The organism is Flavobacterium sp. HTF, assembly GCF_003105115.1.
GTDB lineage: Bacteria > Bacteroidota > Bacteroidia > Flavobacteriales > Flavobacteriaceae > Flavobacterium.
This window is the reverse complement of record NZ_QETH01000069.1, coordinates 1-23,916: the sequence shown is the minus strand read 5'-3', so window position 1 is coordinate 23,916 and position 23,916 is coordinate 1. Positions and strand designations below refer to the sequence as shown.

The 23,916-nt window shown below is 36.0% G+C and carries 26 protein-coding genes; 10 read left to right on the top strand and 16 right to left on the bottom strand.

Features of this window, described 5'->3' with window-relative positions; all coding sequences use genetic code 11:
• Nucleotides 1–205: 205 nt before the first annotated feature.
• Genes DCO46_RS17075 through DCO46_RS17065 form a run of 3 tightly spaced genes read right to left on the bottom strand, consistent with a single transcriptional unit; the run spans nucleotide 206 to nucleotide 3,516 of the window.
• Nucleotides 206–727: a hypothetical protein gene (locus DCO46_RS17075; protein WP_116753710.1), complete on the bottom strand. Its 522-nt coding sequence runs from the start codon at nucleotides 725–727 to the stop codon at nucleotides 206–208.
• Nucleotides 724–1,704, bottom strand: a complete 981-nt coding sequence (locus DCO46_RS17070; RefSeq protein ID WP_116753709.1) for a hypothetical protein — start codon at nucleotides 1,702–1,704, stop codon at nucleotides 724–726. Before DCO46_RS17070 ends, DCO46_RS17075 begins: the two co-directional genes overlap by 4 nt.
• A gap of 3 nt (nucleotides 1,705–1,707) precedes the next feature.
• On the bottom strand, nucleotides 1,708–3,516 hold the full coding sequence (locus tag DCO46_RS17065) for a type VI secretion system Vgr family protein (RefSeq protein WP_116753708.1): 1,809 nt from the start codon (nucleotides 3,514–3,516) through the stop codon (nucleotides 1,708–1,710).
• Between the two features lie 273 nt (nucleotides 3,517–3,789).
• Here DCO46_RS17065 and DCO46_RS17060 point away from each other — a divergent pair, with 273 nt between their 5' ends.
• The 7 genes from DCO46_RS17060 (at nucleotide 3,790) to DCO46_RS17030 (ending at nucleotide 10,817) form a co-directional block, all read left to right on the top strand.
• Nucleotides 3,790–4,533, top strand: coding sequence for an SDR family oxidoreductase (locus DCO46_RS17060; protein ID WP_116753707.1), 744 nt, complete (start codon nucleotides 3,790–3,792; stop codon nucleotides 4,531–4,533).
• Between the two features lie 572 nt (nucleotides 4,534–5,105).
• On the top strand, nucleotides 5,106–6,398 hold the full coding sequence (locus DCO46_RS17055) for an epoxide hydrolase family protein (protein ID WP_116753706.1): 1,293 nt from the start codon (nucleotides 5,106–5,108) through the stop codon (nucleotides 6,396–6,398).
• A 250-nt stretch (nucleotides 6,399–6,648) separates the two neighbouring features.
• The gene (locus DCO46_RS17050) at nucleotides 6,649–7,644 is read left to right on the top strand and encodes an alpha/beta fold hydrolase (protein ID WP_116753705.1); all 996 of its coding nucleotides are present in this window, start codon (nucleotides 6,649–6,651) and stop codon (nucleotides 7,642–7,644) included.
• Nucleotides 7,645–7,747: 103 nt separating this feature from the next.
• Nucleotides 7,748–8,158, top strand: coding sequence for an organic hydroperoxide resistance protein (locus DCO46_RS17045; RefSeq protein ID WP_116753704.1), 411 nt, complete (start codon nucleotides 7,748–7,750; stop codon nucleotides 8,156–8,158).
• A gap of 59 nt (nucleotides 8,159–8,217) precedes the next feature.
• Nucleotides 8,218–8,979 carry a DUF1223 domain-containing protein gene (locus DCO46_RS17040; RefSeq protein ID WP_116753703.1) on the top strand — a complete coding sequence of 254 codons (762 nt, stop codon included), beginning with the start codon at nucleotides 8,218–8,220 and terminating at the stop codon, nucleotides 8,977–8,979.
• A 73-nt stretch (nucleotides 8,980–9,052) separates the two neighbouring features.
• On the top strand, nucleotides 9,053–10,069 hold the full coding sequence (locus tag DCO46_RS17035; RefSeq protein ID WP_116753713.1) for a sensor histidine kinase: 1,017 nt from the start codon (nucleotides 9,053–9,055) through the stop codon (nucleotides 10,067–10,069).
• Nucleotides 10,050–10,817: a LytR/AlgR family response regulator transcription factor gene (locus tag DCO46_RS17030; RefSeq protein ID WP_116753702.1), complete on the top strand. Its 768-nt coding sequence runs from the start codon at nucleotides 10,050–10,052 to the stop codon at nucleotides 10,815–10,817. The genes DCO46_RS17035 and DCO46_RS17030 overlap by 20 nt, the downstream gene beginning before the upstream one ends.
• Nucleotides 10,818–11,023: 206 nt before the next feature.
• Here DCO46_RS17030 and DCO46_RS17025 read toward each other — a convergent pair whose 3' ends face one another.
• The 10 genes from DCO46_RS17025 to DCO46_RS16980 all read right to left on the bottom strand — a co-directional run bounded on the left by DCO46_RS17025 (nucleotide 11,024) and on the right by DCO46_RS16980 (nucleotide 18,297).
• Nucleotides 11,024–11,419 (bottom strand): DoxX family protein, encoded by a 396-nt coding sequence (locus DCO46_RS17025; RefSeq protein WP_116753701.1) that lies wholly within the window; start codon nucleotides 11,417–11,419, stop codon nucleotides 11,024–11,026.
• A gap of 287 nt (nucleotides 11,420–11,706) precedes the next feature.
• Nucleotides 11,707–12,780, bottom strand: coding sequence for an NAD(P)H-dependent flavin oxidoreductase (locus DCO46_RS17020; protein WP_116753700.1), 1,074 nt, complete (start codon nucleotides 12,778–12,780; stop codon nucleotides 11,707–11,709).
• Nucleotides 12,781–12,783: 3 nt separating this feature from the next.
• Nucleotides 12,784–13,161 (bottom strand): nuclear transport factor 2 family protein, encoded by a 378-nt coding sequence (locus DCO46_RS17015; RefSeq protein ID WP_116753699.1) that lies wholly within the window; start codon nucleotides 13,159–13,161, stop codon nucleotides 12,784–12,786.
• 229 nt (nucleotides 13,162–13,390) lie between these two features.
• Nucleotides 13,391–14,128, bottom strand: a complete 738-nt coding sequence (locus DCO46_RS17010) for an SDR family NAD(P)-dependent oxidoreductase (protein ID WP_116753712.1) — start codon at nucleotides 14,126–14,128, stop codon at nucleotides 13,391–13,393.
• 16 nt (nucleotides 14,129–14,144) lie between these two features.
• Nucleotides 14,145–14,363 carry a tautomerase family protein gene (locus tag DCO46_RS17005; RefSeq protein ID WP_116753698.1) on the bottom strand — a complete coding sequence of 73 codons (219 nt, stop codon included), beginning with the start codon at nucleotides 14,361–14,363 and terminating at the stop codon, nucleotides 14,145–14,147.
• A 12-nt stretch (nucleotides 14,364–14,375) separates the two neighbouring features.
• A complete protein-coding gene (locus tag DCO46_RS17000; RefSeq protein ID WP_116753697.1) occupies nucleotides 14,376–14,909 on the bottom strand; it encodes a YceI family protein in 534 nt (177 codons plus the stop codon).
• Nucleotides 14,910–15,003: 94 nt separating this feature from the next.
• Complete coding sequence (locus DCO46_RS16995) at nucleotides 15,004–15,582, bottom strand: Crp/Fnr family transcriptional regulator (RefSeq protein ID WP_116753696.1); 579 nt, start codon at nucleotides 15,580–15,582, stop codon at nucleotides 15,004–15,006.
• 80 nt (nucleotides 15,583–15,662) lie between these two features.
• Nucleotides 15,663–16,580 carry a helix-turn-helix domain-containing protein gene (locus DCO46_RS16990; protein WP_116753695.1) on the bottom strand — a complete coding sequence of 306 codons (918 nt, stop codon included), beginning with the start codon at nucleotides 16,578–16,580 and terminating at the stop codon, nucleotides 15,663–15,665.
• A 102-nt stretch (nucleotides 16,581–16,682) separates the two neighbouring features.
• Nucleotides 16,683–17,525 (bottom strand): SDR family NAD(P)-dependent oxidoreductase, encoded by an 843-nt coding sequence (locus DCO46_RS16985; protein ID WP_116753694.1) that lies wholly within the window; start codon nucleotides 17,523–17,525, stop codon nucleotides 16,683–16,685.
• A 124-nt stretch (nucleotides 17,526–17,649) separates the two neighbouring features.
• Nucleotides 17,650–18,297: an NAD-dependent epimerase/dehydratase family protein gene (locus DCO46_RS16980; protein WP_116753693.1), complete on the bottom strand. Its 648-nt coding sequence runs from the start codon at nucleotides 18,295–18,297 to the stop codon at nucleotides 17,650–17,652.
• A 729-nt stretch (nucleotides 18,298–19,026) separates the two neighbouring features.
• Between DCO46_RS16980 and DCO46_RS16970 the strand changes: the two genes are divergently transcribed.
• Nucleotides 19,027–19,341 (top strand): GIY-YIG nuclease family protein, encoded by a 315-nt coding sequence (locus DCO46_RS16970; RefSeq protein ID WP_116753691.1) that lies wholly within the window; start codon nucleotides 19,027–19,029, stop codon nucleotides 19,339–19,341.
• Nucleotides 19,342–19,764: 423 nt separating this feature from the next.
• Here the strand turns inward: DCO46_RS16970 and DCO46_RS16965 are convergent, their stop codons facing one another.
• The gene (locus DCO46_RS16965; protein WP_116753690.1) at nucleotides 19,765–20,565 is read right to left on the bottom strand and encodes an SDR family NAD(P)-dependent oxidoreductase; all 801 of its coding nucleotides are present in this window, start codon (nucleotides 20,563–20,565) and stop codon (nucleotides 19,765–19,767) included.
• Nucleotides 20,566–20,739: 174 nt separating this feature from the next.
• Between DCO46_RS16965 and DCO46_RS16960 the strand changes: the two genes are divergently transcribed.
• Nucleotides 20,740–21,276, top strand: a complete 537-nt coding sequence (locus DCO46_RS16960) for a TetR/AcrR family transcriptional regulator (RefSeq protein WP_165828995.1) — start codon at nucleotides 20,740–20,742, stop codon at nucleotides 21,274–21,276.
• A gap of 48 nt (nucleotides 21,277–21,324) precedes the next feature.
• Here DCO46_RS16960 and DCO46_RS16955 read toward each other — a convergent pair whose 3' ends face one another.
• Nucleotides 21,325–22,122: an alpha/beta hydrolase gene (locus DCO46_RS16955; RefSeq protein ID WP_243416340.1), complete on the bottom strand. Its 798-nt coding sequence runs from the start codon at nucleotides 22,120–22,122 to the stop codon at nucleotides 21,325–21,327.
• A 91-nt stretch (nucleotides 22,123–22,213) separates the two neighbouring features.
• Nucleotides 22,214–22,630, bottom strand: a complete 417-nt coding sequence (locus tag DCO46_RS16950) for an OsmC family protein (RefSeq protein ID WP_116753688.1) — start codon at nucleotides 22,628–22,630, stop codon at nucleotides 22,214–22,216.
• Nucleotides 22,631–22,761: 131 nt separating this feature from the next.
• Here DCO46_RS16950 and DCO46_RS16945 point away from each other — a divergent pair, with 131 nt between their 5' ends.
• Nucleotides 22,762–23,730: a hydrogen peroxide-inducible genes activator gene (locus DCO46_RS16945; RefSeq protein WP_116753687.1), complete on the top strand. Its 969-nt coding sequence runs from the start codon at nucleotides 22,762–22,764 to the stop codon at nucleotides 23,728–23,730.
• Nucleotides 23,731–23,916 lie beyond the last annotated feature (186 nt).

Below are 23,916 nucleotides of genomic sequence, written 5' to 3'. Positions count from 1 at the left end.
CTTTATAAATACTAGTTTAAAAGAATTTTCAATCTGTTTTGTTTTTTTATTGCAAAAAGTTAAAATCGAACAGGTTAATATTGTCATTAAAAAAAATATTCTCATCTTATTTAGTTTTTGAATTATCAATTTTTGTTATTTTCCAGAAAATACTTTTACCAGCACTACTAGTCCCAGAAATTCCATTTGTAACTTTTATTATCTATTAGAAAACCTTATTATAACTATTCATTTTCATTTGTAATTTTGATTCAATTATTTTTTTATCTATAACTTTACCATTTTTATCAATTTTAAAACATAAATTGATATACGTATTTCCTACAGTTGAATATGAAAAGTTATATAATTCAACAATTAAAATTTTGTATTTTTTTCTTAATATGCTTATTTTATTTGGAATTAGGTTTTTAAAATCTGTTATATTTATATCTATAAGTCTATCATTTAATTTTATTACTGGATTTTGATATTGATTTAGTGCAGAAATTATATCATTAGTAATATTCTGATTGAAGCATTTTGAAGTAATGCTATTTTCAGTTTTAATGATAATATCAACACAATCATTTTTTAAATTTTCATGTATTTTATAAACACTAACAGAGTCATTGATCAATATCCTGCATGATTCAATTTTTTTTTGAATAAGATTAGAATTTTTTTTCTGAGCATTTACTAATGCTAGGATGAAGAAAAATAAGATAAAACAATATTCTTTTTTCATAAATTACCAGTTGAACTACTTTCTAAACTATAAGTAGTTGATTTATAAATTACTGTTGTGCCAAAATCACCCTTAAATACAGAGACTGATTCAAATTTAGATTTTTCTAATATATACGAATTTTCCCAATTCTTAAATGCATTTTTTTTATGTTCTTCATGTATGAACAGCCATTTTTTCCAATTTTCGTTGGTACAAATATCAGCACCTTGCCAACCAATTCCACCATTTGAATAATCTTCATCAATATATTCATTGTTAAAATATTTGACAGCTTTAATAGTATATTCAATCGCAGTTTTCATTTTATCATTGTTGTTCCTTCCTTCAGAATTTTTATCATAGTCAATATCTTCATTTAATTTTATATTTAAAAAATTTCTGAAGGAAGAATTTCCTTGGGCTCCATAATGGAATGTATGAGCGTAGGTTTTGTCATTCCACTTATTTCTCATTTTAATTAATGTATTGTTTAGAAGCCAGTTATTTTTATATTTTAAAACATTAGAGTGTGTCAATTGTTTATGATGATTCATAATTATAAACGGAATATTTTTTATCACATCAACTGCGAATCCTGATTCTGAATAAGCTAGTCCAGCAATCCTTAAAAAAACGACATTTTTAATATTCAAAGATTTAGTATTATTATAAGTCAAAAAATCTATTCCATTTTTATCTTTTTGAGTTGATTTTCCATCACAAACATATACATCATCAACAGTCCCTTCGAAATCCGGTTCATTAATTTTTCCTTCAAAAGTTCCATCTTCATTATAAAAATGGCCATTGATATTAATAATCCTATATTCAAAAACTATAGGGGTTGCTTCAATAGGATTACCATAAGAATGACTCTCAGCACTTTCATTAATAAATCCATTTGCATTAAATGTAATATTGCCTTGCGAATACATACTATGATTTCCTTTAGTATGTATTGTAGTTGTTCCTTCAACAATTCTTATTCTGCTCATGATTTAGTTCTGTCTGGTTTGTTCTCCACTATTATTTTGTATTTCTTTTTTAGCATTCTTACTCAAATCACCTTCGGTGTAATGATGTAAACCTTCCTTGCTATTATCATGTCTATCTTTTTCCGTAGTGGATTTATAATCACCTTTAATATGTTCCAAATATTTTCCATCAATAACAGTATTAAAATCTGAACCAACACCCAATTCTTTTGACCCTCCAATACTTTCGCAATGATTTACTCCTATAATATCTGTCTTATTGAGTGTAACATTTGTTGCCATATTTTGATCAACATTTAAAATCAAATTTGCACAATTGAGTGTTAAAGTTCCGGGAGTAGTTATCGTGATGTTTTTATTTTGTTCATCTAAATGAACTTCATTTCCGCTAGGATCAGAAAGCCAGATTCCCACTTTTTCTATAAACTTGAAAAGCATTCCAAATCGGAGTTTCCATCCTTTAATACTATTTTGAGGATCAAAAAATTCCGGTTTTTCCTGTCCGTTATAATACGTTCCGGATACATACGGACATTCGGCATTGTTGCCTTCAAAACCTATACGCACTTCTTCGCCAATTTCAGGTCTGAAATAATTTCCTTTTCCGGAACCTGCATACGATTGTACGACACGCATCCAGTCGCTGTCGCAGCGGTAGTTTGTCCAGTAAAATTTGACACGGACACGGCCAAGACCTTCGGGATCATTGTTGTCAATGATTTTGGCAGACTGGCTCTCGGCAGGGGCAAAGGCTGTTGCATCTGTATAATGCGGCGCCTCGACATCTGCAGGAATTGCCCTGAACTCGCAGCTGTAATTTCCGTGTACTTCAGAACAATGGATGATTTCTATGGCAATCAGCTGGTGTTCTACCGTTTTATTCTGAACCGTAAAAACCTGCCCCAAACCAATTGGCAGATAAGATATTCCGCTATAAAAAACACTATTGGCGTCATGGCCTGCGGTTTGCAGTTTTACCATTTCTTCCAGGTTTTCCTTGTTCTGTGCGTTGTGGGTATAAGCACCAATATTTAAATCTTTGCGTACTACAGATCCCTGGTTCCAGCCCATGGATACGGCAAATCGGTCTTTGCTTCCTGTTGTTGTTCGTTCTGCTGCATCGCGAATGGTGGCGGCAGCATTATAATCGTAGCCCGAAAAGGAAGTTTTTTGCGAAATCAGGTTTGCCTCGATCGTAAATTTATGGAGCGATGATCCGTTGATAAGTTTCACCTTGCTGGCTTTTGTCTGTCCGAACTGCATGCGCATTCCGTCAAAATAAAACCACTGACCATATCGTTTCGAAAGCCTTTTCATGAAATCGAAGTTCGTTTCGTTGTACTGTGGTTTGTATTGAAATTCTTTTGTGTACGTAGGTACAATGGCTTCGCGCTGGTAAAACTCACCTGAATTTTCTTCGTCAAAGACATCCAAAGCAATCTGCTGCAGGTTTTTATTGAGGAAAATTCTGGATTTTGGCATATCATCGATGACGATGGTATGACTGGTGCCAAAAACGTGTAATCCGGCAGGGCTTCCGTCTTTATCGATTGATTTTAATCCTGTGATGATTCCTTTTGACATCAACCTGATTTCGTTGACCCTGAATGTGAAGATGACCTGGCTGCCGGTAAATTTGCTTATTGCTTTTGCCTGGTCTTCGGGCTCAATTACAGGTTTCCCTGTATATTGCCAGATAAAGGAAAAGTAATGGTGATCTGCCATTTTTTGTGAAACCTGCAAATCGTAATAAATGACGTTTTTTTCAAATGAACTTATTGAAATATGAACCTGTTCTGAAAATTTTGACATAATAAAATGTATTTGTTTGTTACTTGATATTGGGATTGATTTTGAATAGATTAGTTGAAATTATAGATATGTTTTGGGTAAAATGTCCAGTAAAAGTTTTTTAAATAACAGAATAGGATTTTAGCTATTTGTTTTTTGTAGTGTGCTGGTTTCGATAGCGATCGGGATTCTAATAGATACCAAAATCTACCAGCGGTATACTCGATGATACCATCAAAAAAGGAATATCTTTTCCGATTTAACTTTGTCCCGTTAATTTAAAAACATTTAAAAATGGACAATCTTAAAAATAAAGTTGCAGTAATAACAGGCGGAAACAGTGGAATCGGTTATGCTACGGCAAAACAATTAAAAGAGCAGGGCGCAACGGTAATCATTACCGGAAGAAGAAAAGAAGCGATTGAAACGGCGGCTTCTGAATTGGGTGTAAATGCTATCGTAGCCGATCAGTCGAGTGTGACGGATATCGAAAAACTGGCTTCAAAAGTAAAAGCAGATTTCGGGACGGTGGATATTCTTTTTGTGAATGCCGGAATTGCGGGCTTGGGTACAATCGAGCAAACGTCGGAGGAATTGTTTGACAGTATTATGAATGTTAACTTCAAAGGGGCATTTTTTACGCTGAGTAAATTTACTCCGATTTTAAAAGACGGTGCTTCGGTGGTGTTTCTTTCTTCGAATACAGCAAGTATGCCTGGCCCGGGATCATCAGTTTATTCTTCAAGTAAAACGGCTTTGAATTCGGTTATGAGATCAGCAGCACTGGAACTGGCACCAAGAAAAATCAGGGTTAATTCGGTTAGTCCGGGGCCAACAGAAACGGAAGTAATGAAAAAAGTAGGCTTGGACGAGGCTACCGTAAAAGGTATTATGGATGTTGTGGTAGATAAGATTCCGCTAAAACAAATGGGAACTGCTGCAGATGTAGCCAAAATGGTATCGTACTTAAGCAGCGATGCGTCAAAATTCATCACCGGAGCCGATTTCCTTATGGATGGCGGAATGGTGCTGGCGTAAGTTTTTGTTTCAGGTTTCAAGTTTCAGGTTTCAGGTTTCGGGTTGGAATTTGTTGCGGGTAGGTTTTTAACCGCAATCCCGATAGCTATCGGGAGCTAAGGTTCGCAAAGGTCGCAAAGATTCTTTTTTAATCTCGCAAAGTCACGAAGTCGCAAAGTTTTTTGTTTCACGCAGATTTAGCAGATTTAGCTGGATTTTAATAGATTATTTATAAAAAAAATAAAAAAATAATCTGCTAAGATCTGCATAATCTGCGTGAAAAATTATTTTAATCCTTTATTTCGATAGCTATTGGGAGTGGCAAAAATTACACTTAAAGATCGCAAAGTTATAGATATAGCTTTGCGACCTTTTGGTTTTAAGGGGAAAAGAATATAAAAAACTTTGCGTGCCTTGCGGTTAAAAACAATATTCCCGTTTCAATTCATAACTCACAACTCATAACTCCCCACATTGTCCGTTTCAGGGTTTAGTTTGTCCGTTTGGGCTGTTTTCTGATTTTAAAACACGGGTTATCGAAATACTTTTGACAAAGAAATTAACAGATAATCAAAATTTAATATCAAAAAAAAATGAAAACAAATACAACCAACAGACGCAGCTTTTCTAATGTATTGGCAACAGGCGCTCTTATCTTCATGACCGCAGCAGGATTTGCACAGAAAAAAAGTATTGAAAATCCGGAATCGATTCGCCCTTATCACATCAGTGTTTCAAAAGAGGCAATTACAGAACTAAAAGAACGTGTAAATGCGACAAGATGGCCGGAACAGGAAACGGTTACAGACCAGTCTCAGGGAGTAAAATTAGCTCAGATTAAAAGTCTTGTAAAATATTGGGGTACCGATTACGACTGGACAAAAACAGAAGCCAAATTAAACTCATTGCCACAATTTGTAACCAATATCGACGGACTGGATATTCAGTTCATCCACATTCGTTCTAAACATAAAAATGCTTTGCCTTTAATTATTACTCACGGCTGGCCGGGATCTTTCTTTGAACTTTTGAAAGTAATCGGGCCGCTTACAGATCCAACTGCTTATGGCGGAAAAGCCGAAGACGCTTTTGATCTTGTAATTCCGTCAATGCCGGGTTACGGTTTCTCTGAAAAACCAAAAAGTGCAGGTTGGGGGCCAGAAAAAATTGGTACTGCCTGGGATGTTTTAATGAAACGTTTAGGATACAAAAAGTATGTATCGCAAGGTGGCGACTGGGGTTCTGTAGTGGCAGATGCGATGGGACGTCAGGCTCCGGAAGGTTTGTTGGGAATTCACGTAAATATGCCTGCAACGGTTCCGGCCGATGTTGCCAAAGCTTTGAAAGACGGAGATCCGGCACCGGCAGGATTATCAGTAAAAGAAAACGCAGCGTTTAATTCACTAAACAAGTTATATACTAAAGGCGGTGGTTATGCCGGAATGATGGTGACACGCCCTCAGACTTTGGGTTACGGACTTACAGATTCTCCGGTTGGACTTGCTTCGTTTTTCCTTGATAAATTCAACGAATGGACGTACAGCGGAGGAAATGCAGAGAAATCACTGACCAAAACAGAAATGCTGGATGATATTTCCTTGTACTGGTTTACCAACACGGCCAATTCATCTGCACAATTGTACTGGGAAAACAACAACAATAACTTCAACGCTGTAGAACAAAGAACGGTTGAAATTAAAGTTCCGGTTGCAATAACTGTTTTTCCGGGAGAAATTTACCAGGCACCAAAAAGCTGGGCAGAAAGAGCGTATAAAAACCTAAGTTATTTTAACGAAGTAAACAAAGGAGGACATTTTGCTTCATGGGAAGAACCACAGATTTTTACCATAGAACTTCGTGCAGCTTTTAAAGGGTTAAGAAAATAATATACTTTGTTTGGTTTCACGCAGATTAAGCTGATTTGTGCAGATTATTTTTTAAAATAAAATCCAGAATAAATCTGCGTGAAAACTAATCCTTTAATCTTTTAACCTGTTGCAGGAGACACACTTTAACTTCTGTCCAATTCAACCCTTACTTTGTCCATTTGACCTTTTTTCTGATTGTAAAACGATGACTGTCAGGATACCTTTGACAAAGAAATTTAACTAATCAAAATTCTTAAATCAAAAAAATATGAAAACTATAATAAACAAAATCGTTCTAATTGCAGTTCTTTTACTAAGTGTGAATTTTAGTAATGCGCAATCAGAAAAACAAAATAAAATCGAAGTAAGCAGTTCGCTTGGAACATTAAAACAAATCAATGCCGGCTTGCTAAATGTAGGTTATACAGAAGCAGGACCAGCGAACGGGAGTCCGGTAATTTTGCTTCACGGCTGGCCTTACGATATTCACAGTTATAATGAAGTAGTGCCAATTTTAGTGGCGAAAGGTTACAGAGTAATTACGCCTTATTTGAGAGGTTTTGGTACCACACATTTTTTATCTGACACCACTTTCAGAAACGGACAGCAGGCAGCTTTGGCAACAGATGTAATTGCCCTGATGGATGCCCTGAAAATCAAAAAGGCAACTATAGGCGGATTTGACTGGGGAGCAAGAACAGCGGTAGCAGTAGCAGCACTTTGGCCGGAACGTGTAAACGGTTTGGTTTCTGTAAGTGGTTACATTGTGGTAAATCTTGAAGCGAATTTAAAACCGTTGCCTCCAACAGCAGAATACGGATGGTGGTACCAGTATTATTTTGCAACCGAAAGAGGTAAAACAGGTTACAGCCAAAATACATATGAGTTTAATAAACTAATCTGGAAACTGGCTTCTCCAATCTGGAATTTTGACAAAGCAACTTACGACCAGACTGCGCAGTCTTTCAACAATCCGGATCACGTCGCTATTGTGATTCATAATTACAGATGGCGTCAGTCACTTGAAGGGGGAGAAGCTCAATACGACAGTTTAGAAAAACGTTTGTCAGCAAGACCTGAAATTACAGTTCCGACGATTACAATTGCTAGTGACTTTGATGGTGCTTTAGCGGATGGAAAAGGCTATGCTAACAAGTTTAAAGGAAAATACGAGCACAGAATCCTAAAAGGAATAGGTCACGATGTACCACAGGAAGATCCAAAATCATTTGCTCAGGCGATTATTGATGTAATGCCTAAATGAGATAATTAGATAATGAGTCAATTAGATAATTCAATATCAATGAGCAAAATTCAATTTCAAATAATCTAAAATCTAAAATCAACAATCTAAAATTAAATTTATCATGGAAACAAAAGTCTTATACACAGGAAAAACACACACTACAGGAGGAAGAGAAGGTGCTTCAAAAAGTTCAGATGACAATCTAAATGTAAAACTGACTTCTCCGGGGTCTTCAAAACCGGGAACAAATCCGGAACAATTATTCGCAGCAGGATGGTCTGCCTGTTTTATTGGGGCAATGGGAATTGCAGCCGGAAAAATGAATATCAAATTACCTGCAGAAACTGCTGTAGATGCAGAGGTAGATTTAGTTGCTACTGACGGAGCTTATTCTTTACAGGCACGTTTAAACATCAGTCTTCCGGGCTTAGATACAGAAGTAGCAAAAGCGGTTGCTGCAGAAGCACACAACACTTGTCCGTATTCTAAAGCGACAAGAGGAAACATTAATGTCGAGATTAATATTATTTAATTAAGCACAGAAACCTCTTCCAAACGAAGAGGGTTCTTTTTTAAAGGAACTCAGAAATCATGAAAAAAATAAAAATATTACCCGTTTTCACTGCCTTATTATTACTAATCGAATTTTCCGCTTTTGCACAAAACAATGCAGATAAAAAGGCACTAAAAGGATTTGCCGTATTGGAATTGTTTACTTCCGAAGGCTGTTCGAGCTGTCCGCCGGCAGATGAATTAATGGGAAGAATTCAAAACGAATACAAAGACGATCAGGTGTATGTTCTGTCGTATCACGTCGATTACTGGGACAGACAGGGCTGGAAAGATATTTTCAGCAATCCTGATTATACCAAAAGGCAATACGATTACGCAAAATGGTTAGGAAAAGAACCTATTTATACGCCTCAGCTTGTGGTAAACGGCAGAAAGGATTATATAGCTTCTGATGAAACTTCGGTACGGTCTGCTGTTAAAAATACACTTTCGAAACCGGCAACAGCAGATTTATCTTTAGAAGCTAATGTCATAAATAACAAACTGAATGTGAGTTATACTGTAAACGGAATTTCAAAAAATAGCCGTCTGGTATTTGCCGCTGTACAAAAATCAGCAAAAAGTAACGTAAAAAGAGGTGAAAACGCGCACCGTATTTTATCTCATTATCAGATCGTAAGGCAATTTCAAAGTGTTGCATTAAAGACTAATGGGCACGGAAGTGCCACAATCACTGCTCCTAAAGATTTTAATACCAATGATTTTGAAATAATTGGATTTGTTCAGGATAGTAATTCCGGAGCTATTTTGGGAGCAGATAAGGCCAGAATCAGTAAATGAGAAATAAATATATCAACTGTTAAATTTTCAAAATAAGCTTACCTTTGGGTAGGCTTTAATGATTTATACTAAAATGGAAAAACAAAAAAAACGCTTTGAAGTATCTGGAAAGGTTATCTGGGGAAGCTCAGTTTCGCTGGCCGTTTTGGCTTCGATACCCAAATTATTTGATTCTTTTTCGACACCACACGATATTATCATTAACTCTTCGATTACGCTGTGTTTTTCGATTTTTATCTGGTATTACAATATTTACAGCCTGCCGAAATTTTCATCACAGCGTACCTCCAAAAACTTATTTAACGGAAAACTATTTCTGAGTGTCCTGATGGGGATTCTGATAATGATAATTCTGGTAATTGCGCATCAGGAACTTTTTGAGGTTTCTATGGATGCTCCCATAATGTTCGAATTGAGAGGGGTTTTAATTAACCTGATTGTGTATATGTTCCTGCACCTGCTTTTTCAGAACTACCAGACACAGCAAATGGGAGTGGAGCTGGAGCGAACAAAATCCGTAAACCTGGGGGCACAATATGAATTACTAAAACAGCAGGTAAATCCGCATTTTTTGTTTAACAGCCTGAATACTTTAAAATCAATGGTGGATATTAATGATCCGATGAGTTCGGATTTTATATTGAAGCTTTCTGATTTTTATAGGTTTACGCTCGAAAGCAGAAAAATGGATCTGATTTCGCTCAGAGAAGAACTTCAGATTCTGGATTCTTATGTATATCTTCTGAAAGCGCGTTTTGAGGACGGATTTGTTCTCCAAAATGAAGTAGATGCCAAACAATACGATGCTGCAATTCCGCCTTTTACGCTACAGCTTTTAATAGAAAACTGCATCAAACACAATATTGTATCGCTGGATAAACCTTTAATAATTAAATTATATACTGAAGGCGATTTTCTGGTGGTTGAAAATAAGATTCAGCTCAAAAGAGGTGTATTATCTACCGGAGTCGGACTTGATAATATTAACCAGCGTTTTATGCACTTGCTGCACAAGGAAATTGAAATTGACAAAACCGAAACTATTTTTAAAGTAAAAATTCCAACTATCTATGACTATCATAATAATTGAAGATGAAGTAAAAACAGCTAAAGCGCTTGGACAGTTAATTTTGAGTATCAGACCGGATGCCCAGATTTTGTCGTACATACAAAGTATAGACGGTGCGGTGAGCTATCTTTTGGAAAACGACCAGCCGGACCTTATTTTTATGGATATTCAGCTGGCGGATGGTCAGTGTTTTGAAATTTTCAAAAACGTTGAAGTATTGTCACCTGTAATTTTCTGCACTGCTTTTGATGATTATGCTATCGAGGCTTTTAAATCAAACGGAATTGATTATGTATTAAAACCTTTTTCCAGGGAAAGTATTTCGAGTGCCATTAAGAAAGCCGGAGAACTGAAAAACTTTTTTCAGCGTAATAAAAAAATGATGCCCGATTTTGAGTACTTGTTAACCAGGACCGGAGAAAATACAGGAAAAAGCAGTTTTTTGGTTTTTAAAAACAATAAATACCAAACCGTTCAAACGGAGAATATTGCTTTTTTTTATATCAAATATGAGACGCCGACGATTATGACTTTTGATAAAAATGAATATCAGATTACGCAATCATTAGATGAAATTCATAAATTGTTGTCTCCGATTCAATTCTTCCGAATCAACAGGCAATATCTGGTCAATTTTTCGGCTATCAGAGAAGCTGAGCATTATTTTTCGCGTAAGCTGATTATTAAACTGACGATTCCTACAGAAGAAAAATTATTGATCGGAAAAGAAAAAACAACCGCTTTCTTAAGCTGGCTGGAAAACAGATAACCAGTTAATTCATCACATGATAAATTAACTGGCCGGTATTTTATAATCCGTAGTCTATTCCCGGAAACATAAAGCAGCTCAGGAAGAAAAGAGCTGATAATATAATGCTGATAATAAGGATGATTTTTTTCATTTTGATTAAAGTTTAAGTAAAACAAATTGCCTGGGACAAAATCTCAGGCAATTTTGTTTTTATTGAAAATCAATTAGTTTGCCTCCACAGGGCTGTAAGTTGCAGTATATAATTTTCTGAACATCACATATGTTACGCTCACCATAACAAAAGCGATAATGGCATCCGTTGCTGCAGGGAAACCAAGCACGGCAATTTTGGAAAAGAAAGCAAAAATGATGTCGAAAAAGATTCCCGCAAATACCCATTCTTTTAATCGGAGTAATTTATTCGGAATTAATAAAGTGATAACTCCTGACAATTTAAATATACCAAGTAAATAAATAAAATGTGCCGGATAACCCAATTGTTGTGTAATTTCCCAAACAATTGGATTATTGGTTAATTCAAAGAATCCGCTTGCGCCAAACCATAAAGAAGTTAATACGATTCCTGTCCAGTAAATGATTTTTGTTGATTTTGTGTTCATGATTTTTAATATTTTTAGTTATTTATCGGGACAAAAGTGCGTCGAAACCGCTAAATAAAATATCAATAATATGCCGAACCGGACAAAATGAAAGGCGAACCGGACAATGTGAATTTTTAAACCATGAAGGTTTTTTACCGCAAAGTCCGCAAAGTTTTTTTAAAGTAGAGTGCGTTTTAAGTTCGCAAAGTTTTAGCTAGTCCAAAGCCTTTGCGAACTTAAACTGTGTTCAAAGTACTTCAAAAAAATCTTAGCGAACTTTGCGGTAAAACGACAACGTAAAAAATTTAGCGGTTAAGTATAGACCCAGTTTCCATAATTAATTCCTGCATCAGTTCATCAGCGTTGTGGTGTTTTAAGGAACTGTTATTCTGACCTGACCAAAAGCTGACCATATCGGTTCTGTTTTGTTCCAAAGCAGCGACTCTCAAAGGAGCAATTAATTTGGTTTGCAGCGGAAAAGGAAGGACTTCCGTCTCAAAAGGAATTCCTTCTGAAATCCGATTACTTACCATTCGCCCCATTCTTCCGGTTAGTGATTTTGAAACTGTCGTATGATTTAAAGCACCTGAAAACATTGCTTCTTTGTGTACCGGATGTGCACCCGACTGATCGGTAACCATAAAAGCAGTACCCATTTGTACCGCATCGGCTCCTAAAGTTAAGGCTGCAGCAATACCTTTGGCATCAGTGATTCCGCCAGCTGCTATGATTGGTGTTTTGATTTTGGTTTTTAACTGCTGTAAAAGCGAAAATAACCCGGTAAAAGAATCCTGCGCGGGTCTCAGGAAAGAAGGCCTGTGGCCTCCGGCTTCAAACCCTGCAGCAACAATGGCGTCTACCTTTGCTTCTTCAAGCGCAAGTGCTTCTTCTAAAGTCGTGGCGGCACCAACTGTTTTTATACCCAGTCTTCGGCTTTCGTTGAGGATTTCTTTAGACGGAATTCCGAAAATAAAACTGAAAACAGCGGGTTTGATTTCGAATAAAACGTCAACCTGTTTTTCAAATTTAGACGGAATATCAGCAGATAAATCCGGTAAAGGAATCCCTAGCTCATCAAAAAAAGGTTTATAGATTTGTTTGATTTGCTCTATTTTTTCCTGTGGATAATTCATGAGGGCTTTGTCCACATCATTCACCCATAAATTAATGTTATAGGGCTTAGTGGTTGCAGCCTTTATGTTTTTATCAGCCTGCAGGATTTCTTCGGGTGTTAAAGTATAAGCACCAAAACTTCCCAGTCCGCCGGCATTGCTTACAGAAGCCAGTAAAGCGGGAGTTGAAAAACTACCGCCCATTGGACCCAGCAGAATAGGATATTGTATGCCTAGTAATTGTGTTATTTTAGTTGAATTCCACATCACTTATTGGTTTACGTGTGTTAGCATTTTGTTTACGATAACCCATTTACCATCTACAATGGAAAGGCTTAGCTGATCATAATAGTTATATTCAAATATCGGAACTTTCACTTTGGCTACAGCCGTATTATTGATGACTTCTAAAGATATGATTTCCATTTTGAATTTCTCTCCAAGTTCATGAGGACTCTTGCGGCCTTTTACCCCTTCCAGATATTGATCCAGGGTTTTAAAATAAGGCAGTCCCTTAATGTCTCCAACGATTAATGCTTTTGGGTGAAAAGTCTTTTCCAATAAAGCGGTATCACCATTGTAAATACCATTGAAGTAGTTCATAATCAAAGCAGTAATTAATGCTGCACTTGTACTAAAATTGTCCATAATTTTTTATTTTAGATTTTTTATTCTCATTTTGTGTCATTTCGACGAAGGAGAAATCTCCACGAGTAACTCCGCAAGGTTTATAATTTTTAGCGTGTTGTTTTCGTTGTAAGCTTTAACAAAGATTTTTTGATTATGATTGTGGAGCTTCTTGCGGAGATTTCTCCTTCGTCGAAATGACAAGATTATGGAATCTCCGCTCAGCTAATTATTTTTTAACGATCAAAAATTAAATACTGTGCCCGGAAACATGTCCGCCATCTAAATTAATGATTTCTCCGGTAACAAAGTTACTTTCAGCAAGATATAACGCCAATTCTGCCACATCGCTGGTTTCCCCGATACGATTTAGTAAATGTAAACCTGCTAGTGAATCGGCATTGCTAACACCGGTTTTGGCTTGCAGCGGACTTCTGATAATTCCGGGAGCAATAGCATTGACACGGATATTATTTTTTCCGAATTCGGCAGCAAGCTGTCTTGTCAGAGCATGGATTCCGCCTTTGCTTGATATTGGAGCTGTGGCAGGAAAACCGTCAATAGCGTGATCTACCAGTACTGTTCCGATATTGATGATAGATCCTTCTCCTTGTTTCAACATTTGTTTTACAGCTGCCTGGCTGGTGAAGAAAGTACCTTTTAAGTTGATGTTTAAAAATTTATCAAGGTCTTTTTCTTCTACATCCAAAAAAGATTTAGGTTCAAAAATTCCGGCATTATTCACCAGGACATCTGCACTTCCAAAACGTTCTATAGCAGTTTCAACCAGTTTTTTTCCTGTTGCAATTAAACTAATATCTCCGGCAACCATTGCTACTTTATCCGGATTATTTAATTCTTTATAAGTAGTTTCAAGATTAGCTGCATTGGCTGAGTTGATTACCAGATTGTGCCCTTTTGCCAAAAATAATTCAGCAATTGCTTTTCCGATTCCGGTAGAAGCACCGGTTACTATTATTGTTTTCATTTCTTTATATTTTAAATTATTTTTTTTGAGCTGTGATTCCTTTTTCACGCAGTACCGAAACCTGTTCACCTGCAAAACCCCAGTCGTCTAATTCTATTTCCTGAATTACAACATGTGTAAGACTAGGATCTTTGTCTAATACGTCGGTAATAAGATTGGTTATTCCGGCAATAAGCTTTTGTTTTTGCTCTCTGGTAACGCCTTCGCGTGTAACCTCAATTTTTACGTATGGCATGATTTCTAAGAATTAAGCAAGTTTTGCTGTAACGTCAACTTCCAATTCAAATTCGTTGTAGATCAAAGTATCACCAAGATTGGTAAAGAAATTTCCAGAACGGAATTTCATATCGTATTTGGTACGGTCAATGATAATTTTTCCGGAAGCTTTAAGCTCGTCGTTGTTGTTTTTTACTTCCAGATTAAAACCTACTGGATGTGTGATGGCTTTAATAGTAAGGTTACCTTCAACAAAATAATCAGAAGAAGATTGTTTTGATACAGATGTAATGTCTAAAAATGCTGTTTTGAATTTGTCTGTAGAGAAAAAATCATCAGAAGCCAAATGCCCTGCAAATTGTTGGTTTGTTGCCGGATCTGTTACGTCAAGGATTATGATAGAAGTAGTATCGATAACTACTTTTCCTCCGGTAAGATCACCGTTTGTAAAAGTGAAGTTTCCGTCTTCGATATTGATTGTTCCATTGTGTGCACCAGTTACTTTTTTACCGATCCAGTTTACGCTGCTTTGAGCATTTGCAATTTTAAAATTTTGAGTTTCCATATTATTGTACTTTTAAATTGTTATTAATTTATAGTACAAAGGAATGGCGATATTACAGATCGGTTACGTGATGTAGATCACATTCGTAAAATGGCTATTTTGAAGAGTGGTATAACCGGCTTAAAGTTTCTCTGGAAACACCCAGATAAGCAGCGATTAAATGCTTTGGAACCGTATTATAAAGTGCCGGGTAGAGTGCGAGCAGTTCTTCGTATCTGGTTTTGGTATCGTTGTTCATAAAAGAAAGCAGTCTTTTCTGAGCCGCTACATACCCTCTGTTGGTTCTCCATCTAAAGAAATGTTCTGCCTGATGCAATTCGCTGCAGATTTTCTCGCGGTCGCTGTTAGAAAGAGAAAGGATCTCTGTATCCGAAACGCAGTCTACATTTATAGTTGCTTTGGTATTGTTGTAAAGTGCCGCATAATCAGAAGCCCACCAGGTTGGCATAGCAAACTGCAGGATGTACATTTTTACTTCATCGTTTACAAAGAAAGCTTTCAGGCAGCCGTCGATGACAAAATATTCTTTATCAACTTCCTGTCCTTCAGTAATTATGCTTTGCCCTTTTTTAAATGTTTCCGGTTTAAAATGCGAAAAGAAATAATCAAATTCTTCATCTGTCAGCGATGCTATTTTTGATACGTGTTCTTTTAGGAGGGTTTTGGCTTGCATTTTTTTTGGAATAGGTGTGGGCGGTAAAATTAGGTAAAAGATGTTTTGGTTGAAAATTTTCGTTTACTAATAATTTATTTTCAATTAAAAGACTGTCTAAACTCAATAGGAGAAACGTTTGTTTTAGATTTAAATAATTTGCTGAAAGACTGTGAATGTTCAAACCCCAGATCAAAAGCAATTTCACTTACGGTTAAAGAAGTGGTAGAAAGTTTTTCCTTTGCTTTTTCGATTAGTTTTTCGTGTATGTGATGTTGAGTGCTTTTTCCTGTCAATACTTTCAGGAGGCTGCTCAGATAAGTTGCCGATACATTTAACTCATTAGAAATATATTGCACATTTGGCAGCCCTTTGTGCTGCAAATCACTGCTTTCAAAATACTTCGTCAGGATTTCTTCTAAACGTTCGAGAATCTGATGACTGCTGATTTTTCGGGTTATAAACTGACGCTGGTAAAATCTTTCGCAGTAATTAAACAATAATTCTATTTGGGCAACAATAATATTCTGGCTGAATTTGTCAATGTTAGAATGATATTCCTGTTGGATAATCTGCATGATTCCTTCAATTATATTTTCTTCTTTTTCAGACATAAACAGTGCTTCATTTATAGAATAACTAAAAAAATCATATTGTTTTATTTTTTTAGCTAAAGGCGTATTCCAAAGAAAATCAGGGTGAATACATAAAAGAAATCCCGTTGGTTTTATTTCTTCGGTTCTGTTTATTACAATATGTACAAGCTGTCCCGGTGAAACAAACGACATCAAACCCTCGTCGAAATCATATTGCTGCTGTCCGTATTTAAATTTACCGTTAATATTTCGTTTTAATCCAACCGAATAAAAATTCTGCACCCAGCTTATTTCATCACTATCGGTCTGATAATCGATTTTTCCATAATCAACAAGACTAACCAACGGATGTTCCGGTTTTGGGAGTCCGCTTAGTTTGTGGAATTCGCTAATAGAGTCAAATCTGTGAATATTGTTTTTCATTTTAAATGCTGTCTGTTTCAAATAATCTATTAAAAGTATAAAATTAGGGCTATAGTTTTACAACCCTAATTTTAGATTTATTCCTTACTATCAAACTCATTCTTATTTTTCAAAATCAGTAGAAAAACTTAGTTCTTTGTTAGAATTCAGTTCATTTTGAAGTATTTCAATTTTGTTTTGCGCCATTCCAAAAGAATCTGAACCCAGAAATAAATGAAGCGGTGGATTTTGGGTTTCGGCCAGTTTAATAAAAGCAACGGCTGCTTTTTCAGGGCTACCCGGCTGATTACCTATTACCTGTGTCTCATGAATAACTTCTAATTCTCTGGCTTCCTTATATTCTCCAATTGGATTTTCGGCAAGTTTTAGAGAACCTTTCAATAAGAAATTGGTTTTAAAATACCCCGGATAAACTATTGTAGCAGAGATTCCCATAGATTTTATTTCTGCAGAAAGTGCTTCTGTTAATCCTGCTACAGCAAATTTTGTAGCATTATAAATTCCCCAGCCCGGAAATGTGCCAAGAAACCCGGCAATAGAAGAAATATTGATAATGTGCCCTGACTTTTTGCTGCGAAAATGAGGCATTACAGTTCTGATAACATTTAGAGTTCCAAACACATTGGCATCAAAATTCTGATGCGCTTCGGCATCGCTTAATTCTTCTAAAGTTCCCAATTGTCCGTATCCGGCATTGTTTACAACAACATCTATAGAGCCAAATTTTTGCAATGCTGATGAAATGGCGTTTTCCACACTTTTTTCATTGACAATATCAGTTTCAAGTGCTAAGAAGTTTTCATTTTCACCAATTTCATTATTAAGATCGTTTGCATTTCTTGAAGTTGCAGCAACCTGATAACCTTCATGCAATAATTCTTTTACCAGAGTTAAACCTAATCCTTTTGATGCTCCGGTTACCAACCATACTTTTTTAGTGTCCATTTTTTTAATTTTTAAATGATTAAATAATTACACTGCAAAGATGTGGCGGATTCAGAATCCGGATGTAGCCATTTCTGTGGTTGTTGTATCCGATTTTGAAAAACAGCTGTTTTTTGGCGTGATTCTAAAGTTCTGCCAATATTTTTATATCCTCTATTTCTAAAATTTGTTTGGGATAAGCTTCTTTTACGGTATTGATCATCGCTTTTCCAACATCTTCAAGAGTCAGTGATTTTTTAGGAAACAAAAGCGGAAAAAGCGGAATTATAATTTTGAAAAAAGGTTTAACGTTTTGCTGTCCCTTAAAAGGTTTCATAAATCCCGGGCGAAAGTTATACTGCCCTTTAAAAGGAAGTTTCATCAGGTCATTTTCGGTTTTTCCTTTTACGCGTGCCCACATTACTTTTCCGTTTTCAGAAGTATCGGTATGACTTCCGGTAACGAAATTAAAAACCATATTTGGGTTTATTTCAGATAAAGCCCTGGCAAAAGCCAAAGTTGTATCGTAGGTTACATATGTATATTTTACTTCATTCATTCCAACAGAACTCACGCCTGCACAATAAAAACAGGCATCGTAACCTTGCAATATGTCAGCATATCGGCTTAATTGCATAAAATCCAAAACGATCAGTTCTTCCAGTTTGGGATGTTTAATTCCTGAAGGTTTGCGGTTGATCATTAATACTTTTTTTACCGCATAATTTTCAAGACATTCAAATAAAACCCCTTCGCCAACCATTCCTGTTGCACCTGTAATAATTACTTTCATGATTTTGTTTTACAAATTGGTATAAATATAGTTTTTCTGTCTGCAAATTTCACTTTAATACAAATAAATCACTTTGCTGAAAAGCTCTTTTGTACTGTGTTTAAAGGCTCAGTGATTTTTACATATTTCGAAGATATTAAAACTTTTCTTTGATTTACTGTTTTATGGAAACGTTTGCAAGTATCTCCGTTAAACATACCCCCAATCTTGTCATTCTGAGGAACGAAGAATCTTCGTAAGACCCCGTCAAGTATCTTCATAAATAAGCATATCCACAATCTGAAGCCTTACCCCAATTTTGTCATTCTGAGGAACGAAGAATCCTCGCAAGTAACTCTACAATCTGAAGTGTTTACCCCAATCTTATCATTCTAAGGAACGAAGAATCTTCGTAAGAATCTCCGTCAAGCATACCCCCAATCTTGTCATTCTGAGGAACGAAGAATCCTCGCAAGAAACTCCACAATCTGAAGCCTTACCCCAATCTTGTCATTCTGAGGAACGAAGAATCCTCGCAAGACCCCGTCAAGTATCTTCATAAATAAGCATATTCACAATCTGAAGCCTTACCCCAATCTTGTCATTCTGAGGAACGAAGAATCCTCGCAAGTAACTCCACAAAGTACTTCATTATAGAATTTCCAATATTAAAAAGCAAAATCATAAAACAAGAATAATCTTTCTTTTTTTATAATTTTGTTATTAAACCTAAACATCTACTTTAGACAAATGGAATTATCAGAAGGTTATCATACGTATTACATTTATATCATAACAAATAAGTTCAAAACTGTACTATATACTGGAGTTACTAATAACCTAAGAGTGCGGCTAATTCAACACAAAGAAAATATTACAGCCCAAAATAAAAGTTTTGCATCTAAGTATAATGTCGAATTTCTATTATATTATGAAAAGTTTACCTGGATCCAGGAAGCAATTATGCGTGAGAAAGAAATAAAAGGATGGGTCAGAGATAAAAAGATAGAATTAATTAAAACTATTAATCCGGATTTAGACTTTTTGAATTATCTGTTTTTATAAGATTAACTGAAATGCTTTGTGGAGCTACTTGCAAAGATTCTTCGTTCCTCAGAATGACAAGATTGTGGATATGCTTTGTGGAGCTACTTACGAAGATTCTTCGTTCCTCAGAATGACAAGATTGTGGATATGCTTTGTGGAGCTACTTGCGAAGATTCTTTGTTCCTCAGAATGACAAGATTGTGGGTATGCTTGACGGAGATTCTTGCGAAGATTCTTCGTTCCTCAGAATGACAAGATTGTGGGTATGCTTGACGGAGATTCTTCGTTTCTCAGAATGACAATATTGTAGATATGCTTGACGGAGATTCTTGCGAGGATTCTTGCGGAGATTCTTCGTTCCTTACAATGACAATATTGAGGTAAAAACAAAAAACCAGAAGCGATACACTTCTGGTTTTAAGGAGATATAAAAAAAGCGGATTAGTTTTGCAAGTAACGTTCAGCAGGTTTTCCGGTTTGGGAACCTGTGAATAATTGAATACGGGCATTTTCATAAGCATCAATCAATTCCTGGTTATGAACAGAAGGGAATGTTGCCAGTTCTCCGGCATCTAATCCTGCAAAAGCTGCATCAACACAATCTTCTGTTGTCATAATAGCTGCCTGGTCCAAAGCAGATAACGGAACTCCGCCCACTTCCCAGATTTCAGTTGCTGTAATTGACGGATTTACCAATTGCACTTTAATGTTTGTTCCTTTTACTTCTTCCTGTAAACCACGTGTATATTGTACGACAAAACCTTTCGTACCACTATATATACTGCTCATGGGTAATGTATAAGCCCCCAGAACAGATCCTATATTGATTAAGGTTCCCTGATTGCGTTCTATAAATCCCGGCAATACTGCATTTGATAATAACATTAAAGCGGTGATATTAACATCAACCATTTCTTTTTGTTTTGCAATAGAAGTCTTGGTGGAAGGCGCAAGGGTAGAAGTTCCCGCATTATTAATAAAGAAAGTAATATTGGAGTCATTTTGAATATCTGTTGCTACTTTTTCTAAATCTGTTGCATTGCTTAAATCTGCTACATAATTGGTTACCGTTACGCCATATTTTGCACGGAGTACGTCGGCAAGTTCATTTAATTTGTCTTCACGACGTGCCACCAGTTTCAAATTGTAACCTCGTTCTGCTAATCTTTGAGCAAATACTTTTCCTAATCCTGATGATGCTCCGGTAACCACTGCAGTTCCTAATTCGTTGTTTGTTTTCATGATTTTATACTTTTAAATTATTGTTTTTGATTGGTTTAAAATTCAATTCAAAGTGTAAACTAATCTGTTTACACTTGCAAATGTATACAGAACTGTTTACATTTGCAAAATAAAATGAATAAAAAAATGGAAAAAAATTTGAAGCCCTCAGCGAAGTCCCTAAAACGGGAGGAAATGGTAAAGTTTGCTTTTGATACATTTTATAAAAATGGCTTTCATGCAACGGGTGTAGACACCGTTATGGAGGGAACTGGAATTTCTAAACGAACTTTGTACAAACATTTTGGTTCCAAAGAAGGTTTAATTCTCGCTACAATAGATCATTATCGATCCTTTATGAGTGAGTTACTGTTGAATTATATTAATCAGGATCCGAAAACAAGTTCGGCAGAAAAGGTTTTGCGTATTTTTGATTTCTTAGCAGAAAGAATAGAAGCGGGTCACGAAAATGGCTGTTTTGTAATGAATGCCAAAACAGAATATGTCAATAAAGCAAAGGATATAGAAACAAGCTGTGACAATTATACAGCGGGCTTGCAGAAATTAGTAGAAACTACTTTGGAAAAATCCGGTTTGCCAAACTATAAAGAACTGGCAGTGCAGATTGTGATACTTTTTGAAGGGTCAATTATCAGGAGTAAAGTGACAAGAAATGTAGAGACTATCAGAATTGCAAAAGATGCGGCAAAAATCCTTTGTGGGCATAAATAAAAAAACTCCGACGAATGCCGGAGTTTTTAAGTAACCTTTTATATAAATTTATTTTTTAGCCACCTCTTTTGATGCTGTGATGATTACCTCAGCAACTGCTTTTGGCTGAGAAATAAAGACTACGTGACTTCCTTTTATTTCGGTAATTTTTGTATTTGAACGTTTGTACATAGCGCGTTCTATACCCGGATCGATGCTTTTATCTTCTGTAGCAACAATTCCGTAAGCTGGTTTATCTCTCCAGGCTGCTTTTGTAATTGGTGTTCCAAAACCCTGAGCTACAAATGCACCTTGTGAAGCAAACATAAAATCAGACTGGTCTTTTGGAAGGTCTCCTGCAAATCCTGCGTGAAATTTTGCCTGGTCGTAATATACAATCCCTTTATCATCCGGAGCTAAAACACCATTTTCAGGAGCCGGTGGTGCCGTTTGTAACCATTGTACAGAGTTTTCCCCATTATCAGGCTGTAATGTTGCTATATAAACCAATGCTGCAACTTTTGGGTGATTTCCGGCTTCTGTGATTACAGTTCCTCCCCATGAATGTCCAACCAAAATGGTTGGCCCGTCTTGTTTGTCTAAAGCTAAATTGGTTACTCTTACGTCATCTGCAAGAGAAGAAAGCGGGTTTTGTACTACGGTTACACGATATCCTTTTTTAGTTAAAATATCATATAATCCTCTGTAACCTGAACCATCCGCGAAAGCGCCATGAACCAGAACTACATTTTTTACGGCCGGAGCAGTCTGAGCAGTTGCAATTGTTGCTGAAAAGAAGAAAGAGAAAAATAATACGGCGAACATGAAATAGCGATTCAATTGTTCTTTTAATGTGATTGTTTTCATAATAATTTTTTAATTAGAAATTTGATAATAGGCAATTAGATAATTGATTCTGGTTGCCATTGTTTTTTGATATTGTAATTGATTTTTAGAATTAATTTAATACGGCTGATAAAGTGATTTCTGTATTTAATAATTTTGAAATCGGACAGATTGCTTTTGCATTCTGAGCCAGTTCCTGAAATTGTTCTTCTGAGATTCCAGGAACTTTTCCTTCTAATTCTAACTGGATCAAAGTAATAGTTCCGTCTTCAAAAGTTACTTTTGCTTTTGTATCTAAATCTTCCGGCACAAAACCTGCTTCAGATAATAAGAAGCTTAACTGCATCGTAAAACATCCTGAATGGGCTGCTGCAATTAATTCTTCCGGATTTGTTCCGACACCTTCGGCGAATCTTGTTTTAAAAGATAATTGTGCGTTGTCTAATGTTGTGCTTTGTGTACTGATTTTTCCGTTTCCTTCCATTCCTGTACCTTTCCAATTTGCGCTTGCTGTTCTTGTAAATTTCATGATTTAATTTTATTATTTGTTAACTTATTGTTTTTTAAATCGTTATTCTGATTTGATGAGACAAATTTATGGCGGATGTTTTTATTAATCAAATTAATAATTTTGTACCTTTATAAAATAAATTTATAATCATGACAATTCAGCAATTAAAATATATAGTCGCTCTCGATGAAGAACGCCATTTTGCAAGAGCTGCCGAGGTTTGTATGGTTTCGCAGCCCGGCTTAACGATTCAGTTAAAAAATCTGGAAGAAGAAATCGGAATTAAAATTTTCGACCGGAATAAAGTCCCTTTAACTCCAACTGAACTTGGAAAAGAGATTATCAGCAGGGCAAAAAAGATTTTGCGCGAGACAAATGAAATTCGTGATTTTGTTGTAAATGAAAAAAATGCTCTGGAAGGCGAATTGAAAATCGGCGTGATTTCGACTTTATCCCCGTACCTGATTCCGTTATTTATTAAAGTAATGAAAGAGACAACGCCAAAAGTTCATTTTATTATTAAAGAAGCCAATACGGGACAATTAATGCATGACGTAGAAACCGGGGCAATTGACGTTGCCATTATGGCGACACCAACGGGGAACAAGAACCTCATCGAGCATCCTGTATTTCAGGAACCTTTTGTAGCCTATCTTAATAAAGATCATCCTATGGCAGGGGAGCATTTTTACGAAATTCAGCCTGGCGATACACCATTATTGTTATTGCTTCAGCATGAATATTGTTATAATGCACAGTTACTGGATATCTGCGGACTGAAAAATACGGGAAAAATAAAAGAACAGTTTACTTACGATATCAGTTCTATAGAAACTTTAAAAAATCTGGTTCGTGCCGAATTGGGATTTGCGATTATTCCGCAGCTTTCTATTTTAAATGAAAAAGAGACGGAACTTTTTAAACCTTTTAAAGATCCAAAACCGGTTCGTGAAATCAGTTTTGTGGTTTCGGATACTTTTTCGAAGAAATTATTATTAGAAAAAATGAATGAAGCAATCTGGGGCTGTCTGCCTGATTCTTTAAAACAAAATTTCAGTTACAGAAAAATCAGATGGAATGATTCGCCTTATTTTGTGGATGCGGTGAGTAAGTTTTAAATTTTTGTATTTGATGCGATTTGACGCGGATTTTACTGGTTCGCTTTCGCGAAAGCGCTGATTAAACTGATTTCTTTTTTTATGACAGTAAACAATACGTTCAATCCGTGCTTTCGCGAAAGCGTATCCGTTTAATCTGTGTTACTGTCTAGGCTCTATAATTTATAAGAAACAAACATCCTAACT